The following is a 17,692-nucleotide window of genomic DNA, read 5'->3' as shown; positions in this document are numbered from 1 at the left end:
ACCCTCCCGCGCCCACCACGACCCGTACGGGATCCGGCCCCGACCTGCGACGGGACCGCCGGCCCCCTCCCGCCCGTGCGGACCGCTCAGCGCGCGACGGCGGACGCTCGCACGGGTGCGCCGCGCCCGCGCACACGGGCGTGAGCGGGGGTGCGGAGAGGCGTGCGCAACAGCACGGGCATGAACGCGCCCGCCCAGCACAGACGTGAACGCGCCCGCCCAGCACAGAAGCGGCCCGGCGGGAAGGAATTCCCGCCGGGCCGCTCCCGTGGTCGTCGCGTCCGTGGACTACAGCGTCCCGAACCCCACCCGCCGGGTGGTCGGCTCACCGATCTCCACATACGCGATGCGGTCGGCCGGCACCAGGACCTTGCGGCCCTTGTCGTCCGTGAGGCTGAGCAGCTCCGCCTTGCCGCCCAGCGCCGCGGCGACCGCGCTCTCGACGTCCTCGGCGGAAAGCCCGCTCTCCAGAACGATCTCGCGGGGCGTGTGCTGCACCCCGATCTTGACCTCCACGGCTATGTCCCTCCGACGGTCAGTCCTTGCGCGGCGAACCGCGCCGTACGCAGCCACATTAGCCCGGCGGAGGGGGCGCTCAGGGCTCGACCGGCAACGCCCGCAGCGAACACGTGCGGGGCGTTGGCCGCGCGGGGCCGCCCGGCGGACCGGGACGGGCGGGCGGCGGGCCCGGTCACGGTCCGCCGGACGCCGCTCGCGGGCGTCAGTGCTGCTCGACGCCGTGCAGCGGGAAGCCCGCGATGCCCCGCCAGGCCAGCGAGGTGAGGAGCTGGACGGCGGTGTCGCGGGGGACCGTGGACTGGCTGGAGAGCCAGTAGCGCGCCACCACCTGCGAGACGCCCCCGAGCCCCACCGCGAGCAGCATGGACTCGTCCTTGGAGAGGCCCGTGTCCCCGGCGATCACGTCGGAGATGGCCTCGGCGCACTGGAGGGAGACCCGGTCGACCCGCTCGCGCACGGCGGGCTCGTTGGTGAGGTCGGACTCGAAGACCAGCCGGAACGCGCCGCCCTCGTCCTGCACGTACGCGAAGTAGGCGTCCATGGTCGCCTCGACCCGCAGCTTGTTGTCGGTCGTCGAGGCCAGCGCCGTGCGCACGGCCTGGAGCAGCGACTCGCAGTGCTGGTCGAGCAGGGCCAGGTAGAGCTCCAGCTTCCCGGGGAAGTGCTGGTAGAGCACCGGCTTGCTGACCCCGGCCCGCTCGGCGATGTCGTCCATCGCGGCGGAGTGGTACCCCTGAGCGACGAAGACCTCCTGCGCGGCGCCCAGCAGCTGATTGCGTCGGGCGCGGCGGGGCAGGCGGGTGCCCCGCGGGCGCGCCGCCTCTGTCTGCTCGATGGCTGTCACGCCGCCTCCCAAATATGTGTTCCAGCACAGCCGGTCCGTGCACGCTGCGCCGCCCAGCCATCGTACTTTCGGGTAACCCGGGTGTGCGCGGCGCGGACGCAGAATTTCACGTACCGGACGCGTGCGGAACCCACAGTTCTCCCCGGTCGCGCGCAAACCAGGGCGTACTACCGGTAATCGTCCTCGTCCAGCGGGATCACCCGGCGCTGTTCCGCCACATCCGCCTCGTTGGCGGTGGCCGGGTCGACGTCACCGGCCCCTTCGTCGTCCTGGGGGCGGACGTCCGCGCGCTGTTCGGCGGCGTCGGCCTCCGGGGCCTCGGGGCCCGGTCCGTCCTGCTCGACGCCCTCGAAGGTGTCCGGGTCGCTCGGGTCGACCGTCATGTGCCGCTCCCTTCCTGTCGTTCCCCATGCAGCGTAGGAGTTACCCGTCTACCCCGCGATCCGGCCTTGTGACGGCGAACACATGATTCATGGCGTGATCGTCTCGTAACATTGGCGCATGTCTTCGACCGAGCTGCCGGGTGTCCAGGCCGCCGCCGCGGCACTGGCCCCCACCGTCAGTGCCGTCCGGGTCGCCGACGGTGAACGGCTGCGCACCGTCTCCCTGCCGGGGATCGGTCTGACCGTCCGCTGCCGGCCGGGCGACCGCGCCGGACTGCCTCCCGCGCTGTACGTGCACGGCCTCGGCGGTTCGTCGCAGAACTGGTCCGCGCTGATGCCCCTGCTGTCCGACGTGGTCGACGGGGAAGCCGTCGACCTGCCCGGATTCGGGGACTCGCCGCCGCCGGACGACGGCGACTACTCGGTGACCGGGCACGCCCGCGCGGTGATCCGGCTGCTCGACGCGGAGGAGCGCGGCCCCGTCCACCTGTTCGGCAACTCGCTGGGCGGCGCGGTCGCCACCCGGGTCGCCGCCGTCCGCCCCGACCTGGTGCGCACGCTCACCCTGGTCTCGCCCGCGCTGCCGGAGTGGCGGGTGCAGCGCCCCGCCATTCCGACCGGCCTGCTGGCGGTGCCGGGCGTCGCCACCCTGTTCGCCCGGCTGACGAAGGGCTGGACGGCGGAACAGCGGACGCGCGGAGTCATGGCACTCTGTTACGGCGATCCGGCACGGGTCTCCGAGGAAGCCTTCCGCCACGCGGTGGCCGAGATGGAGCGCCGGCTGGAACTGCCGTACTTCTGGGACGCGATGACGCGTTCGGCCCGGGGCATCGTGGACGCGTACACCCTGGGCGGCCAGCAGGGACTGTGGCGCCAGGCCGAGCGGGTGCTCGCACCGACCCAGCTCGTGTACGGCGGACGGGACCGGCTCGTCTCGTACCGGATGGCGCGCAGGGCGTCCGCGGCCTTCCGCGGCGCCCGGCTGCTGACGCTGCCCGACGCCGGGCACGTGGCGATGATGGAGTACCCGGAGGCGGTCGCCCAGGCGTTCCGGGAACTGCTGGACGAGAGCGGCGGGAGCTGATCCGGGGCGTGGGACGACACAGTCGAAAGGGCTCCGCGGCGATCCGCCCGGACGAGGCGGCGCGAGCGGGCGGCGAGCACGTCGCGGCGGACACCGCGTCCGGAACCGGCCGGCGCCGGCGGAACGCGCCGGACGGAGACCGGCGGGACGTGTTCTCCCCGCTGGCCGGTGACGGGCGGGGACCGTTCACCGCCGACGCCCCGCAGGTGCGCGGCGGCCACCCCGAACAGCGCGAGCCCGGCGGCGGCTGGGGAGCCGGCCCGGCCCATCCCGGCCGGGCGTACGACGCCCCCGCGCCGCACGCCCACCCGCCCCGCCCGCACTCCGGCCCGGAGCAGCGGTCCGCCGATGACCGCCCGCATCCCGGCGGCCCCGGGGCGCGGGACGCCGACGCCCGTAAGCAGGCCGTCGCCCGCCAGGTCTCCGCGCAGCGCGCGGCCCAGCGCGCCGCGGACGGGCGGGCGGCGCAGCGGCCGACGCCGGACGGGCCCCCCGTGCCGGGCCCGCGCCGGGAGTTCCTGGAGGCCTTCGACGCCGAGACCCAGGCGGACGCGCCCGCCGGGCCGCCGCCCGCGGCTGCGGAGCCCGAGGGCGAGACCGGGGCGCAGGCCCCGGAGCCGGACGAACGCCCCGCGCGCCGCGGCAACCGGGCGCGGACCTGCACCGGGATCGCCGCCGCCACGGTGACCGCGGTCCTCGCCGTCGTGGTGGCGGGACAGGTCGCGGAGGACTCCGGCGACCGCACCGCCGCCGCGCGCGCCGCCGACGCGGAGCGGCAGGGCCAGGACGCGGAGGCGTCCCGCTCGGACAGCCGCCCGACCCCGCACAACGCCTCGCCGAAGTCCGAGGTGAAGCCCCTCTCGTACGCGGCCAAGATGGCGCAGCCGTTCCCGCTGGCCGCCGACCTCAAGGGGAGCGGCGAGTTCGAGGCGGTTCCCGGGATGGCGAAGGCCCCCGGAAAGGGCCAGAAGCACACCTACCGGATCGACGTGGAGAAGGGACTCGGCCTCGACGCCGGGCTGTTCGCCGAAGCCGTGCAGAAGACGCTCAACGACGACCGGAGTTGGGCGCACAACGGGGCGATGACCTTCGAGCGCGTCTCCTCGGGCGATCCGGAATTCGTGATCACGCTCGCCAGCCCCGGAACCACCGGCGAATGGTGCGCCAAATCCGGTCTGGACACCACGATCGACAACGTCTCCTGCGATTCCGCCGCGACCGACCGCGTGATGATCAACGCCTATCGCTGGGCGCAGGGCGCGGTCACATTCGGCGCGGACAAAATGCTGCCGTACCGTCAGATGCTCATCAACCACGAGGTCGGCCACCGGCTCGGCCACAACCATGTGAGCTGCCGCACTCCGGGCGCGCTCGCCCCGGTGATGCAGCAGCAGACCAAGACCGTTGAGCTGGAAGGCATCACGTGCAAGCCCAACCCCTGGGTGTATCCGAAGGGTTGAGCTGAGCCGGTCCGCATGATGAGACGGCCGTCCCATTCCGCTTTGACAGTGGTCGGGGCGGTCGTTCATATTTCTCGGCATGTCGCGCAGCCCCGCACCCTCCGAGATCGCCGCCCTTGAGCTGGCGCTTTTCGGCGTGACCGGGCACTGCGTCGCCGACGTTCTCTGTAGCTGACGCCTGTCCGAGCGCGCGTCGGCCCCTTTTTCTCTTCTTTCCTCTCCCCGTGAGCCCTTTTCCGGCTCCGGTGGGCCGTTGACCGCCGCGCCCGGACGCATTCCGTTCGCAGGCGCGGCCTTTTCCTTTCCCGGCTGCCGCCCCGGCCCCCGTTTCCGGTCTCCGTCCACGGTTTCCGCTCTCGGTCGCGGGGGCGTCGAGTCGCGACCCGGTCGGTCGTCGCCCGCGCGGACATCGTTTTCTCCGCATTCCTCGCACGCCGTACCCCGAGAGGTCGTCTTCCGATGCGTCAACCGTCCGTCATATCCCGCCGCGTGGCCGCGTCCACCGCGCTTCTCGCCCTCGTCGCGGGTCTCGCGGCCTGCGGCCCCGAGGACACCAAGAGCGCCGCCGCCGGCTCCGGGGCCGCAGGCGAGCCGAAGAAGGGCGGCACCCTCACCGTCCTCAACAGCAATCCGCAGCAGGACTTCGACCCCGCCCGGCTCTACACCTCCGGCGGCGGCAACGTCCCCTCCCTCGTCTTCCGCACCCTCACCACCCGCAACCGCGAGGACGGGGCCGAGGGCGCGAAGGTCGTCCCCGACCTCGCCACCGACCTCGGCACGCCCAGCGAGAACGCCACGGTGTGGACGTACACCCTCAAGGAGGGGCAGAAGTACGAGGACGGCACCGCGATCACCTCGGCCGACATCAAGTACGGCATCGAGCGCTCGTTCGCCGCCGAACTCTCCGGCGGCGCCCCCTACCTGCGGGACTGGCTGATCGGCGGGGCCGACTACCAGGGCCCGTACAAGGACGAGAAGGGCCTCGACTCCATCGAGACGCCGGACGACCGGACCATCGTCTTCCGCCTGAACAAGCCCGAGGGCGAGTTCCCCTATCTGGCCACCCAGACGCAGACCACCCCGGTGCCGCAGGCCAAGGACACCGGCACGAAGTACGAGGAGCACCCGGTCTCCTCGGGCCCGTACAAGGTCGTCTCCAACGAGAACGACGGCGAGCGCCTCGTCCTGGAGCGCAACCCGCACTGGTCGGCCGCGACCGACGAGGAGCGCAAGGCGTACCCCGACCGGATCGACGTCCGCTCCGGCCTCGACGCCGCCGTCATCAACCAGCGCCTCTCCGCCTCCCAGGGCGCGGACGCCGCCGCCGTCACCACCGACACCAACCTCGGCCCCGCCGAACTCGCCAAGGTCGGCAACGACAAGAAGCTCGCCGCCCGCGTCGGCACCGGCCACTTCGGCTACACCAACTACATCGCCTTCAACCCGAAGGTGAAGCCCTTCGACGACCCGAAGGTCCGCCAGGCGATCTCGTACGCCATCGACCGCACCTCGGTCGTCAACGCGGCGGGCGGCTCCTCCCTCGCCGAACCCGCGACCACCTTCCTGCCCGAACGGGACTCCTTCGGGCACGTCCCCTACGACCACTTCCCGGCCGGGAGGACGGGCGACCCGGCCAAGGCGAAGGAACTGCTGAAGGAGGCCGGGCACGGCAAGGGGCTGACCGTCACCCTCACCCACTCCAATGACAAGGACTTCGAGACCAGCCCGGAGATCGCCACCGCGATCCAGGCCGCGCTGAAGAAGGCCGGCATCACGGTCGAGCTCCAGGGCCTGGAGAGCAACGACTACTCCGACACCATCCGCAGCGCGAAGAAGGAACCGGGTTTCTTCCTCTCCCACTGGGGAGCCGACTGGCCCTCCGGCGGCCCCTTCCTCGCCCCGATCTTCGACGGCCGGCAGATCGTCCGGGACGGCGCCAACTTCAACTCCGGCTTCCTGAACGACCCCGAGGTCAACCGGGAGATCGACGAGATCAACAAGATCACCGACCTTGAGGCCGCCGCCGCCCGCTGGGGCGCGCTCGACAAGAAGATCGGCGAACAGGCCCTGACCGTCCCGCTCTTCCACCCGGTCTACAAGCGGCTGTACGGCGAGGACGTCAAGAACGTCGTCATCAGCGACTGGACCGGTGTCCTCGACGTCTCCCAGATCGCGGTCAAGTAACCATGTCCGAAGCACTGCTGGTCCAGGAGGCGGGAGCGGCGCCGGCCGTCGCCCCCGCCTCCGGGGCCCGGTCGTTCTGGCGGAGGCTGCGTGCCCAGCGCGCCGCCTCCGCCGCGGCCCTCGTCGTCCTCCTGCTCGTCCTGACCGCCCTCGCCGCGCCGCTGCTCACCGCGCTGGCGGGCCAGGACCCGAACACCTACCACCCCGACCTCGTCGACTCGGCGGCCGGCGGCGTCCCCATCGGCTCCTTCGGCGGCGTCAGCGGCGAGCACTGGCTCGGCGTCGAACCGCAGACCGGCCGCGACCTGTTCGCCCGGATCGTGTACGGCGCCCGGGTCTCGCTCGGCGTCGCCCTCGTCGCCACCGCCCTCCAGATCGCCCTCGGCCTGGTCATCGGGCTCGCCGCCGCGCTCGGCAGCCGATGGCTCGACCAACTCCTCGGCCGGATCACCGACATCAACGTCGCCCTGCCGGTCATGGTCATCGCCCTGGCGCTCCTGGCGATCGTCCCCGCGGCCTTCCCCCGGCCCGTCCTGATCGCCCTGGTCATCGGCGGCATCGGCTGGTCCGGCATGTCAAAGATCGTGCGGGCCCAGGCACTCACCCTGAAGTCCCTCGACTTCGTCGCCGCGGCCCGGCTCAGCGGGCGCGGAACGTGGTCCGTCGCCCGCCGCGAACTCCTGCCCTCGCTCGCCGCGCCCGTCATCACGTACGCGGCCCTCGCCTTCCCCACCAACATCATCGTCGAGGCGGCCCTGTCCTTCCTCGGCGTCGGCATCAAACCGCCCACCCCGTCCTGGGGCCAGATGCTCACCGAGGCCGACACCTGGTACCAGGCGGCCCCGACGTATCTCCTGATCCCCGCCGGGCTCCTCTTCGTCACCGTCCTCGCGCTCACCGTCCTCGGCGAGGGCGTGCGCACCGCGCTCGACCCGCGCGCCGCCTCCCGGCTCCGGGTGGGCACCCGTACCGGCGGCAAGGAGGAGAGCGCATGACCGGCTTCCTGCTCCGGCGGCTCGGCGGGGCCGTCCTCGTCCTGCTCGCCCTCACCGTCGTCCTCTACGCGGTCTTCTACGTGGCCCCCGGCGACGTCGCCCAGATCGCCTGCGGACCGCGCTGCTCGCCCGCCCAGGTCGCCCAGGTCACCGAGCAACTGCGGCTGGACGACCCGGTGTACGTGCAGTACGCGCACTTCCTCCAGGGCATCGTCGCCGGCCGGGACTTCTCCACCGGCACCGGCGCCGAACACTGCGCGATGCCCTGCCTCGGCGTCTCCTACCAGTCCGACCAGCAGGTCACCCAGCTCATCCTGGCCAAGCTCCCGGTGACCGGCTCCCTGGTGATCGGCGCGTTCGCGGGCTGGCTGGTGCTCGGCGTCGGCACCGGCGTGCTCTCCGCCTGGCGGCGCGGCCGGCTCACCGAACGCGTCCTGACCTGGCTGACCCTGGCCGGCTCCGCCACCCCCGTCTTCGTCATCGGGCTGCTGCTCATCATCCTGTTCTGCTCCACCCTCCAGTGGCTGCCCGCCCCCTCCTACGTCCCCTTCACCGAGGACCCCGAACAGTGGGCCTGGGGGCTGCTGCTGCCCTGGACGTCCCTGGCGCTCATCGAGTCCGCCAAGTACGCCCGGCTCACCCGCAGCGCCATGCTGGAGACCCTCGCCGAGGACCATGTGCGCACCTTCCGCGCGTACGGGGTCGGCGAGCGGGCCGTCATCGGACGGCACGCGCTCCGGGGCGCGGTGGCCCCCGTCATCGCCCTCAGCGCCCTGGACTTCGGGACGATGTTCGGCGGCGCGGTGCTCACCGAGTCCCTCTTCGGCATCCCCGGCATCGGGCGCGAACTCGTCCACGCGGTCAAGGTCGTCGACCTGCCCGTCGTGGTCGGCATGGTGCTGGTGACCGGGTTCTTCGTCGTCCTCGCCAACGCCGTCGCGGACCTGCTGTACGCGCTGGCCGACCGACGGGTGGCCCTGTCATGACCTCGCACGAACCCCTGACCGGCCCCGCCGGGGCCACCGGCTCCGGCACGTCGTCGAGCGGTGCGGCCGGCTCCGCCGACCCCCTGGTGGAGGTCACGGACCTCACCGTCGACTTCGGCGAGGTCCGGGCCGTGGACCGGCTCTCCTTCACCCTGGAGCCCGGCGGCGCGCTCGGCGTGGTGGGGGAGTCGGGCTCCGGGAAGAGCGCCGCCGCCTACGCGCTGCTCGGTCTCCACCGGGGCACCGGCGCCCGGGTCGGCGGGAGCGTCCTGGTCGCCGGCACGGACGTGAACGCGGCCGACGAGCGCGGGCTGCGGGCGCTGCGGGGCGCGCGGGCCGCCATGGTCTTCCAGGACCCGCTGTCCTCGCTCGACCCGTACTACCCGGTGGGCGACCAGATCGCCGAGGTGTACCGCGTCCACCGCCCCGTCAACCGCAGGGCCGCACGCGCCCGCGCGGTGGAGGTGCTGGACCGGGTCGGCATCCCGGACGCGGCCCGCCGCTCCCGGCTGCGCCCGCACGAGTTCTCCGGGGGCATGCGGCAGCGCGCCCTCATCGCAATGGCGCTGGCCTGCGAACCGCGCCTGCTGGTCGCGGACGAGCCGACGACCGCGCTCGACGTCACCGTGCAGGCGCAGATCCTCGACCTGCTGCACGATCTGCGCCACGAGACGGGCATGGGGCTGCTGCTGGTCACCCATGACGTGGGCGTGGCGGCGGAGAGCGTGGACGACGTGCTGGTGATGCGCCGGGGCGCGGAGGTGGAACGCGGGCCGGTCGCCCGGGTCCTGGGCGCGCCGCGCGAGCCGTACACGAAGGAGCTGCTGGCGGCGGTGCCGCGGTTGGAAGTGCGCCGGACGGCGTCCGTATCCGCGGTGGAGGGCGCGCCGCTCGTGCCCGCAGTGGAGGACGCGGCGCCGCTGATCGAGGCCGTGGACCTGCGGCGGGCGTTCGGGCGGGGGAGCGGGCGGGTCGCCGCCGTGGACGGGGTCTCGCTCACCGTGCGCGCCGGGGAGACGCTGGGCATCGTCGGCGAGAGCGGCAGCGGCAAGACCACTCTGGGCCGGATGCTGGTCCGGCTGCTCGACCCGACGTCGGGCCGTCTTCGCTACCGGGGCCGGGAGATCGGCGCCCTGCCGGAGAGGGAGCTGCGGCCTTTCCGCCGCGAGCTCCAGATGGTCTTCCAGGACCCCGTGGCCTCCCTCAACCCCCGCCGCTCGGTGGGGGAGTCCGTGGCCGACCCGCTCCGGGCCGCCGGGGAACGCGACGAGGGGCGCATCCGGGATCGGGTGGGCGCACTCCTGGAGCGCGTCGGACTGGAACCGGCGCACTTCGAGCGCTACCCGCACGAGTTCAGCGGCGGACAGCGCCAGCGCGTCGGGATCGCCCGCGCCCTGGCCGCCGAACCGAAGCTGATCGTCTGCGACGAACCGGTCTCCGCCCTGGACGTCACCACACAGGCCCAGGTCGTCGCACTGCTCGCCGAACTCCAGCGGGAGTTGGGCATCGGCCTGGTCTTCATCGCCCACGACCTCGCCGTTGTCCGGCAGGTCAGCGACCGGGTCGCGGTGATGCGCCGGGGCGTTCTCGTCGAGCAGGGCGAGGCCGACGCGGTGTACGAGGACCCCCGCGACCCGTACACCCGACAGCTCCTGGCCGCCGTGCCGGCCCTCGATCCCGGGCTTGCGGCGGCCCGCCGCGCGGCCCGGCGGGAGCTGGCCCGAGCCTGACCCTCCGTAACGGCCGGCCGCCGTATCGCGACAGAACGCGACGGGCCCGGGAAAGTTACGACGGTTCACCCCTTTCGGTGGTGCGACGGACAACCGTCCGTCGCACCACCGATGGATCCGCTTACGGTCGTCCCGCCGCGTATCGCCCTGTCGAAGGCGGCGGCCCACAAGGGAGATCGGGGGTGTACTCGTGCGGATCGGACTGCTCACCGAGGGTGCGCGCCCGTACGCGACCGGTGAGTCCTGGCTCTGGCGCGGCCGACTGGTGCGCGGACTGACGCAACGCGAGTCCGCCTTCACCGTCCCGAGCCACCCCGCCCACCGGGAGAGCCGGGGCCGGGCCACCCTGCCGCGCCGGGTCAACCGGATGCGCACCGTGCCGCAGCGGGACCGGCGCGGCGGTGGACGCCACGAGGTCTCCGGAAGGGCGGCCGCCCTTCCGGGGCCGCTGGCCAAACGCTTCTTCGGGGCGCCGCTGACGGCCGAGGACCGGCCGGGCGCGGCGGCACGCACACGCTCCGCCGTAGCACAGGGCCTTGCGGCATGTCGTGGCGTCCCCCGGGAGCCGATGGCGCACGCCCCGGCGCACCGGAAGGCGTACGCGACGGACGCGTACGGCACCCCACCGCCCTCAGCCGGCCCGGCCGCAACGGACTCGGGGGGCGCCCCGGGGCCGGCTCCGGTGGCTGTCCTGGGCTCGACGCCTGCCCCGGCCCTGGTGGCTGTCCTGGGCTCGGGGGCCGCCCCCGCCCCGATGGCTTTCTCGGTCTCGGAGCTCGCCCCTGCCCTGACTGCTCCGGGCTCGGCCCTCGTGGTCGTCCCGGGCTCGACGCCTGCCCCGGCCGCCCCGGCCCCGGCCCTTGTGGCCGCCCCGGGCTCGACGCTTGCCCCGGCCCCGGCCGCCCCGGCCTCAGTGCCGGCCACCGGGCTGGTCGGCGCGGAAGTCGTGCCCGCCGGGACGCCTCTGCCCCTGGGGACGGTCCCGCAGTCGGCTTCCGCGCCCGCCCAGGGCCCGACGCCCGCCCCCGCCGCGCCGGGTTCGGCTCCGGTGGCTGTCCTGGGCTCGACGCCTGCCCCAGTCGCCCCGGGCTCGGCCCTGGTGGTCGCCCCGGGCTCGGCGGCTGCCCCAGCCGCCCTGGGCTCGTCCCTGGTGGTCGCCCCGGGCCCGGAGGCCGCCCCGGCCGCCCCGGGCTCGGTGCCCGCCCCGGCCGCCCCGGGCTCGGCCCTCGTGCCCGCCCCCGCCCCGGTGGCTCTCTCGGGCTCGGAGCCCGCCCCCGTACCCCGCCGACGCCGCACGGCCCGCCCCGATCACGGAGACCGCTCGATGACCCGTCCGGACGACCCGGCGATCCCCGCCGTCCCCGACCGGCCCGCGATAGCGCCCGAGCGGCCCGCCGGGATCGCGCCCCGTGCCACGGCGCGGCGGAGTCCCGCCACCGCCCGTCGGGTTCCGGCCGGCCCGGTGACGGCCCTGCCGCCCCACCACCGGGACCCGCGCGAACGGGCCGTGGACCCGTCCGGCGTCGACCCCGACACCGCCGCGCGGGCCGCCTGGACCCTGCTCGCGCTGCTCCCCGGAGCCGCCTGCCTGGCGACCGCCGGGGCGCTCCGGATCACCGAGGGCGTCCTCGGCGACGGGGCGCGGGCTCTCGTCACCGTCGTCGGCGCCCTGCTGGCCTGCCTGGCCCTGCGCGCCTGCCTGGCGCACGGACCCCTGCGCGCCCCCGGCGGAACGGGCCGCGCAGGTCTGTACGCCTGCTGGCTGCTGGGCTACGCCGTGTACGGCGAGGGCCTGCTCGACCAGGTCATGACCGGCGGCCCGGACGGGTGGTGGGGCGGCGACCCGGCCCCGCTGCTCGGCCTCGCCGTCGCCGTCGCCCCGGCCGCCGGGTGCGCCCACCTCTTCACCCTCCGGGCGCACCGCGAACGGGCCGGCAGCCGCACCCCGGAGGAGTTCGGCGCGGGCGTGCGCCCCCTCCTGCTCGCCGCCGCCCTCTTCCTCGGCGCACTGCTGCCCCTGCTCCACCTGGCCGACCGGGCCCTCGGCGGGGGCGGCACGAGCTTCGCGGCCGTCGCCCTCGGGCTCCTCTTCTTCCTCGCCCGCCTGCTCGCCGCGCACGGCCTGCCGGAGCCCGGCGCGGTCGCGCTCGCCGCCGCCTGTGCCGTCGAGGCCGCCGCCCCGGCGCTCGCGCTCTCCGGCCGGCTGCCCGGACTCGAACCGGTGGCCCAGCCCGTGAACGCCCTCGTCTCAGTGGGCGGGACCGGCGCCGTGGGCGCCCTCGCCTGCGGGACGGCCGCGCTCGGCCTCCTGCTGTACGCCCCCTCCGCCCTCTCCCGGGCCCTCGCCCGCACGCACCCCCGGACCTGAGCCGCCGACGTACCGGCATACGGGCCCCCTGAACTTCCCCCCACGAGAACGACCCCCGCACCACCCCCCCTCACGAACCGCTCCACCCGCACCATCCGCTTCACCCGCACCACTCCCGCGGAGCCGACGCCGCGGGCCTCCCCGCACGTACGACCACTGAGTGACCTAGGAGAAACCCGCCATGACCCCCCAATCCCCCGCACCGGCAGTGAGTCGTCGGCACCGAGGCGGTGCGCGATGAGGGTGCTGCTGCTCGGAGCCAACGGATTCCTCGGCCGTTTCGTCGCCGACCGGCTGCTCGCCGACCCCGCCGTCCACCTCACGGCCCTCGGACGCGGCGACGACGCCGACGTCCGGTTCGACCTCGCTGGCGGCAGCCCCGGGGCGCTCACCCGCTTCCTGGACGCCGTCCACCCCGGAGTCGTCGTCAACTGCGCGGGCGCCACCCGCGGCGGCGCCCGCGACCTCACCCGCCACAACACCGTCGCCGTCGCCACCGTCTGCGAGGCCCTGCGCCGCAGCGGCTGCGGGGCCCGGCTCGTCCAGGTCGGCTGCGCCTCGGAGTACGGGCCATCGCAGCCCGGCTCCTCCACCGCCGAGGACGCCGTCCCGCGCCCCGGCGGCCCGTACGGCGTCAGCAAGCTCGCCGCCACCGAACTCGTCCTCGGCTCCGGCCTCGACGCCGTCGTGCTGCGGGTCTTCTCACCCGTCGGCCCCGGCACCCCCGCGGGCTCCCCGCTCGGCCGGCTCGCCGAGGCGATGCGCCGGGCCATGCAGGCGGGCGACGGCGAGCTGAAGCTCAGCGGCCTCGGCGTGCAGCGGGACTTCGTCGACGTACGGGACGTGGCGCGGGCCGTCCACGCCGCTTCGCTCTCCGCCGCGCAGGGCGTCGTCAACATCGGTACCGGGCGGGCCGTCCGGCTCCGCGACGCGGCCGCCGTCCTGGCCCGGGTCGCCGGCTACGCGGGCGCGCTCCACGAACTGGACGGGCCGCCTCCGCGCCTGCCCATCGGGGCCCCGCGCACCTCCGCCGAGTCCGTCATGGAACACCTCTCCGCCACCCCGTCCCCGTACCCCGACGGCTGCGGCGCCTGGCAGCAGGCCGATGTGCGCACCGCCCGGGACCGGCTCGGCTGGCGGCCCCGGATCAACCTGGAGGAGTCCCTCGCGGACATCTGGATGGAGGCGGCGTGCCGTATCTGACCGCCCCCGCCGACGCCTGCCGGACCGCGAGCGGCGAGCAGCTCGGCTTCGGCGTCCCCGGCTACGCCCACCCGCTGCTCGCCCCCGCCGAATGGGCCGAACTGACCCGCCCCGGCACCCCGTTGCACTGGGCCGTCCTCAACATCGCCAACGGCCCCGGCGCCCGGCCCGACCCGCACTGCCTGGAGGCGGCGGGCCGGCTGCGCAACGCCCGTGAGCGGGCCCTGCGCGGGGAGGCCCCGGACGACGCCGTCCGGGCCTCCGGCGGCAGGCTGCTCGGCCACCTCGACCTGGCCCACGGCGAGCGGCCGTTCGACGAACTGATCGCGGACGCCCGGTCGTTCATCGACTGGTACCGGGTCGGCGGCTTCTATCTCGCCCGCTGCCCCGGAGAGCGTTCCGGGCTGCCCGCCGTCCGTCGGCTCACCGGCACGCTCCACGCGCTGCTCGCCGCGAGCGACAGCGCGGACGACGGGGGCCGGCTGGTGCTGGGCCACGGCTTCCAGCCGTACCCCGGCTACGCGGAGGCGGCCGACCAACTGGTCACCTTCCAGGGCCCCTGGACCGACTACCGCTGGTCGCAGGTGGCCGAGTGGACCGCCGACTACCCGCCGGAGCGGTTCGCCCACTTCGTCCACGGGGTCCCGCGCACCCACCTGGAGGAGGCCATGCGCGTCGCCCGCTGGCAGGGGGCGGGGACGATCTTCTTCACCGACCGGGACGACCGGGACGGGCAGAGCGATCCCTTCGCGACCCTGCCCAGGTACTGGGACGAAATCGTCTCGCGGATCGGACCCGGTATCTCGGAATGAGAAGGGGCGTGGCAGTGTTACGAGGAGAACAACCGTACGTAGCCGACCGTAAGAGGCCGGTCCGCGTAAACTCCGACCACCTGCATTGTTGAGGTTCCTGTGTCGCTGCCACCCCTGGTCGAGCCAGCTGCTGAGCTCACCGTCGACGAGGTCCGCAGGTACTCCCGCCACCTGATCATCCCGGATGTCGGGATGGACGGACAGAAGCGTCTGAAGAACGCCAAGGTGCTGTGTGTCGGCGCCGGCGGCCTCGGCTCGCCGGCCCTCATGTACCTGGCCGCGGCCGGGGTCGGCACCCTGGGCATCATCGAGTTCGACGAGGTCGACGAGTCGAACCTGCAGCGCCAGATCATCCACAGCCAGTCCGACATCGGCCGTTCCAAGGCGCAGTCGGCCAAGGACTCGGTGCTCGGCATCAACCCGTACGTGAACGTGATCCTCCACGAGACGCGGCTCGAAGCCGAGAACGTGCTGGAGATCTTCGCGCAGTACGACCTGATCGTGGACGGCACGGACAACTTCGCCACCCGCTATCTCGTCAACGACGCGGCGGTGCTGCTGAACAAGCCGTACGTGTGGGGCTCGATCTACCGCTTCGACGGCCAGGCGTCCGTGTTCTGGTCCGAGCACGGCCCCTGCTACCGCTGCCTCTACCCGGAGCCCCCGCCGCCGGGCATGGTCCCCTCCTGCGCCGAGGGCGGCGTGCTCGGCGTGCTCTGCGCGTCGGTCGGCTCCATCCAGGTCACCGAGGCCATCAAGCTGCTCGCCGGCGTGGGCGACCCGCTGGTCGGCCGGCTGATGATCTACGACGCCCTGGAGATGCAGTACCGCCAGGTCAAGGTCCGCAAGGACCCCGACTGCGCGATCTGCGGCGAGAACCCCACCGTCACCGAGCTCATCGACTACGAGGCGTTCTGCGGCGTCGTCTCCGAGGAGGCCCAGGAGGCGGCGGCCGGAGCCACGATCACTCCCAAGCAGCTCAAGGAGTGGATCGACGGCGACGAGAAGATCGAGATCATCGACGTCCGCGAGCCGAACGAGTACGAGATCGTCTCGATCCCCGGCGCGAAGCTGATCCCGAAGAACGAGTTCCTCATGGGCACCGCCCTCCAGGACCTCCCGCAGGACAAGCGCATCGTCCTGCACTGCAAGACGGGCGTCCGCAGCGCCGAGGTCCTCGCGGTCCTCAAGTCCGCGGGCTTCGCCGACGCGGTGCACGTGGGCGGCGGCGTGATCGGCTGGGTCAACCAGATCGAGCCCGAGAAGCCGGTGTACTAGGCGCTCGGCAGGACGTACGAAGGGGGCCGGACCGCGGTGCGCGGTCCGGCCCCCTTCGGCATTCCCCGTCGCCGGTCCCTTCGGCGTCCCTCGTCATCCGCCGCAGGCCGTGGCGGTTCGTGCCTGCCTGTCTGTTCCGGGGCGTTCCCGTCAGCCGCAGACCGTCCCGGACTCGGGCGCCTTCCCGTCCAGCAGGTAGCCGTCCACGTTCCGTTGCACACAGGCGTCCTTGCTGTTGTACGCCCCGTGCCCCTCGCCCTTGTACGTCAGCTCCACACCGACGCCCTTGCCCAGCTTCTCCACCATGGCCTTCGCGCCCGCGTACGGGGTCGCCGGGTCGCCGGTGTTGCCGATGACCAGGATCGGGGCGGAGCCGGGCGCGGTGACGTCCGGGGTCTGCCAGGCGCCCGCGACCGGCCAGCCGGTGCAGCTCATCAGGCCCCAGCCCAGGTAGTCCCCGAAGAGCGGGGACGCCTTGCGGAACGCGGGCAGCGCCGCCTTCGTCCGCTCGAGTGAGAACCGCTCCTTGCTGTCGGCGCAGTTGATGGCGATGTTGGCGGCGTTGGAGTTGTCGTACCGCCCGTCCTCGGAGCGGCCGTTGAGCGAGTCGGCCAGCGCCAGCAGCAGCCCGCCGTTCTTGCCGCCCGCCTCGTCCAGGCCCTGCTCCAGCAGCGGCCAGGTCTCCTTCGAGTACAGCGCGGACGCGATGCCGGTGGTGGCGAGGGTCTGGGTCAGCGCCCGGTCCCCCAGCCCGTCGATGGGCTGCTCCTCCAGGGCGTCCAGCAGATCGGCGATGCCCTGCTCGACCTCCTGCTGGGTGGCGCCGGACAGGGCGCAGTCGTCGCGCTCCGCGCAGTCCTTCGTGAAGTTGTCCAGGGCGAGCTGGAACCCCTCGGCCTGCCCCAGGGCGGACTGCTCGGCGTTCTTCGTGGGGTCGACCACCGCGTCGAAGACCGCCCGGCCGACCTTGTCCGGGAAGAGGTGCGCGTACACGCCGCCCAGCTCGGTGCCGTACGAGATGCCGAAGTAGTGCAGCTTGTCGTCGCCGAGCACCGTGCGCATCAGGTCCATGTCGCGGGCGGCGTTCGTCGTGCCCACGAAGGGGAGTTCGTCCCCGGAGTTGTCCTCGCAGTCGGCGATGTAGTCCTTCTGCCCCTGCACGAACTCCTTCTCCTCGGCCGCGTCGTCCGGGGTGGAGTCCTCCTGGTAGAAGGCGTCCAGCTGGGCGTCGTCCGCGCACTCCACGCCCTCGCTCCGGCCCACCCCGCGCGGGTCGAAGCTCACCAGGTCGTACCGGGTGCGGAGTGTGTCGTACTCGGTGCCGAAGGCGGGCAGCGTGGCGACGCCGGAGGCGCCGGGCCCGCCGAAGTTGAACACCAGGGAGCCGATCCGCCGCTTCTGGTCCTTGGCCTTCGCCCGGACCAGGGCCAGCTCGATCGTGCGGCCGTCCGGCTTCGCGTAGTCGAGGGGCACATTCATGAAGGCGCACTCCCAGACCGCCCCGCCCGGCAGGGGCGACGGCGACTCCCCGCCGCCCTGCGAGGCGTTGGGAGGCGGGCACCGGGACCAGTCGAGCTTCTGCGAGGCCAGATCGCCGGCGGTGGCGGTGGGGGAGGCGGTCGAGGCCCCGGTCGGGGCCGAGGAACCGCCCCCGTCGCCCTCGTCCGAACAGGCGGCCAGCGGCAGCAGCACGGTGGCGGTGGCGGCGAGGGCGGCGGAGCGCAGCGCGGGGGGAGTCCTCATGCCCCCATCGTGGGGCGGTCCGCCGGGCGGCGCGGCCGGGCGCGGTCCATGCGGGTGGCAACGCGGCCGGGCGGGGTCCCTGCGGGTGGCAGCGCAACCGGGC

General features: G+C 73.8%; 15 protein-coding genes. 11 read left to right on the top strand and 4 right to left on the bottom strand.

Going from position 1 to position 17,692, the window contains the following annotated elements:
- Positions 1 to 288: 288 nt before the first annotated feature.
- From IF19_RS0106435 to IF19_RS0106425, 3 genes are all read right to left on the bottom strand, one after another.
- Entirely contained in the window at positions 289 to 516 is a 228-nt protein-coding gene (locus IF19_RS0106435; protein ID WP_003966467.1) for a DUF3107 domain-containing protein, read from the bottom strand.
- Positions 517 to 721: 205 nt separating this feature from the next.
- Positions 722 to 1,363 carry a TetR/AcrR family transcriptional regulator gene (locus IF19_RS0106430; RefSeq protein WP_030119483.1) on the bottom strand — a complete coding sequence of 214 codons (642 nt, stop codon included), beginning with the start codon at positions 1,361 to 1,363 and terminating at the stop codon, positions 722 to 724.
- A gap of 167 nt (positions 1,364 to 1,530) precedes the next feature.
- On the bottom strand, positions 1,531 to 1,746 hold the full coding sequence (locus tag IF19_RS0106425) for a hypothetical protein (RefSeq protein ID WP_030119484.1): 216 nt from the start codon (positions 1,744 to 1,746) through the stop codon (positions 1,531 to 1,533).
- Between the two features lie 118 nt (positions 1,747 to 1,864).
- On the opposite strand from IF19_RS0106425, the gene IF19_RS0106420 reads away from it, so the two are divergent.
- The 11 genes from IF19_RS0106420 to moeZ all read left to right on the top strand — a co-directional run bounded on the left by IF19_RS0106420 (position 1,865) and on the right by moeZ (position 15,846).
- The gene (locus IF19_RS0106420; protein WP_030277707.1) at positions 1,865 to 2,830 is read left to right on the top strand and encodes an alpha/beta fold hydrolase; all 966 of its coding nucleotides are present in this window, start codon (positions 1,865 to 1,867) and stop codon (positions 2,828 to 2,830) included.
- A gap of 8 nt (positions 2,831 to 2,838) precedes the next feature.
- Positions 2,839 to 4,290, top strand: a complete 1,452-nt coding sequence (locus tag IF19_RS0106415) for a DUF3152 domain-containing protein (RefSeq protein ID WP_030119487.1) — start codon at positions 2,839 to 2,841, stop codon at positions 4,288 to 4,290.
- A 79-nt stretch (positions 4,291 to 4,369) separates the two neighbouring features.
- Positions 4,370 to 4,465 carry an Ms4533A family Cys-rich leader peptide gene (locus IF19_RS1000000138800; protein WP_317992276.1) on the top strand — a complete coding sequence of 32 codons (96 nt, stop codon included), beginning with the start codon at positions 4,370 to 4,372 and terminating at the stop codon, positions 4,463 to 4,465.
- Between the two features lie 284 nt (positions 4,466 to 4,749).
- Positions 4,750 to 6,474 carry an ABC transporter substrate-binding protein gene (locus IF19_RS0106405; protein WP_030119488.1) on the top strand — a complete coding sequence of 575 codons (1,725 nt, stop codon included), beginning with the start codon at positions 4,750 to 4,752 and terminating at the stop codon, positions 6,472 to 6,474.
- A gap of 2 nt (positions 6,475 to 6,476) precedes the next feature.
- A complete protein-coding gene (locus IF19_RS0106400) occupies positions 6,477 to 7,469 on the top strand; it encodes an ABC transporter permease (RefSeq protein WP_030119489.1) in 993 nt (330 codons plus the stop codon).
- Positions 7,466 to 8,455: an ABC transporter permease gene (locus tag IF19_RS0106395; protein ID WP_030119490.1), complete on the top strand. Its 990-nt coding sequence runs from the start codon at positions 7,466 to 7,468 to the stop codon at positions 8,453 to 8,455. Before IF19_RS0106400 ends, IF19_RS0106395 begins: the two co-directional genes overlap by 4 nt.
- Positions 8,452 to 10,185 carry a dipeptide ABC transporter ATP-binding protein gene (locus IF19_RS0106390; RefSeq protein ID WP_234310509.1) on the top strand — a complete coding sequence of 578 codons (1,734 nt, stop codon included), beginning with the start codon at positions 8,452 to 8,454 and terminating at the stop codon, positions 10,183 to 10,185. The genes IF19_RS0106395 and IF19_RS0106390 overlap by 4 nt, the downstream gene beginning before the upstream one ends.
- A 190-nt stretch (positions 10,186 to 10,375) precedes the next feature.
- On the top strand, positions 10,376 to 12,553 hold the full coding sequence (locus tag IF19_RS1000000138885) for a hypothetical protein (protein ID WP_418952751.1): 2,178 nt from the start codon (positions 10,376 to 10,378) through the stop codon (positions 12,551 to 12,553).
- Between the two features lie 237 nt (positions 12,554 to 12,790).
- A complete protein-coding gene (locus IF19_RS0106380) occupies positions 12,791 to 13,756 on the top strand; it encodes an NAD-dependent epimerase/dehydratase family protein (protein ID WP_030277704.1) in 966 nt (321 codons plus the stop codon).
- Positions 13,744 to 14,568, top strand: a complete 825-nt coding sequence (locus IF19_RS0106375) for a spherulation-specific family 4 protein (protein WP_030121997.1) — start codon at positions 13,744 to 13,746, stop codon at positions 14,566 to 14,568. The genes IF19_RS0106380 and IF19_RS0106375 overlap by 13 nt, the downstream gene beginning before the upstream one ends.
- A 99-nt stretch (positions 14,569 to 14,667) precedes the next feature.
- Positions 14,668 to 15,846: an adenylyltransferase/sulfurtransferase MoeZ gene (gene moeZ / locus IF19_RS0106370; protein WP_030113670.1), complete on the top strand. Its 1,179-nt coding sequence runs from the start codon at positions 14,668 to 14,670 to the stop codon at positions 15,844 to 15,846.
- A 150-nt stretch (positions 15,847 to 15,996) separates the two neighbouring features.
- Here moeZ and IF19_RS0106365 read toward each other — a convergent pair whose 3' ends face one another.
- Positions 15,997 to 17,589: an alpha/beta hydrolase gene (locus IF19_RS0106365; protein ID WP_030113669.1), complete on the bottom strand. Its 1,593-nt coding sequence runs from the start codon at positions 17,587 to 17,589 to the stop codon at positions 15,997 to 15,999.
- Positions 17,590 to 17,692 lie beyond the last annotated feature (103 nt).

The sequence above is a fragment of the Streptomyces californicus genome, from assembly GCF_000717645.1.
Classification (GTDB): domain Bacteria; phylum Actinomycetota; class Actinomycetes; order Streptomycetales; family Streptomycetaceae; genus Streptomyces; species Streptomyces californicus.
The sequence above is the reverse complement of the archived record's forward strand: the minus strand, read 5'-3'. Positions and strand labels throughout refer to the sequence as shown.

Excerpts from the sequence above, each read along its gene's own strand:
- IF19_RS0106400 (WP_030119489.1), top strand. The coding sequence starts at position 6,477 with ATGTCCGAAGCACTGCTGGTCCAGGAGGCGGGAGCGGCGCCGGCCGTC.
- IF19_RS0106420 (WP_030277707.1), top strand. The coding sequence starts at position 1,865 with ATGTCTTCGACCGAGCTGCCGGGTGTCCAGGCCGCCGCCGCGGCACTG.
- IF19_RS1000000138800 (WP_317992276.1), top strand. The coding sequence starts at position 4,370 with ATGTCGCGCAGCCCCGCACCCTCCGAGATCGCCGCCCTTGAGCTGGCG.
- IF19_RS0106395 (WP_030119490.1), top strand. The coding sequence starts at position 7,466 with ATGACCGGCTTCCTGCTCCGGCGGCTCGGCGGGGCCGTCCTCGTCCTG.
- IF19_RS0106390 (WP_234310509.1), top strand. The coding sequence starts at position 8,452 with ATGACCTCGCACGAACCCCTGACCGGCCCCGCCGGGGCCACCGGCTCC.
- IF19_RS0106425 (WP_030119484.1), bottom strand. The coding sequence starts at position 1,746 with ATGACGGTCGACCCGAGCGACCCGGACACCTTCGAGGGCGTCGAGCAG.
- IF19_RS0106405 (WP_030119488.1), top strand. The coding sequence starts at position 4,750 with ATGCGTCAACCGTCCGTCATATCCCGCCGCGTGGCCGCGTCCACCGCG.
- IF19_RS0106365 (WP_030113669.1), bottom strand. The coding sequence starts at position 17,589 with ATGAGGACTCCCCCCGCGCTGCGCTCCGCCGCCCTCGCCGCCACCGCC.
- IF19_RS0106380 (WP_030277704.1), top strand. The coding sequence starts at position 12,791 with ATGAGGGTGCTGCTGCTCGGAGCCAACGGATTCCTCGGCCGTTTCGTC.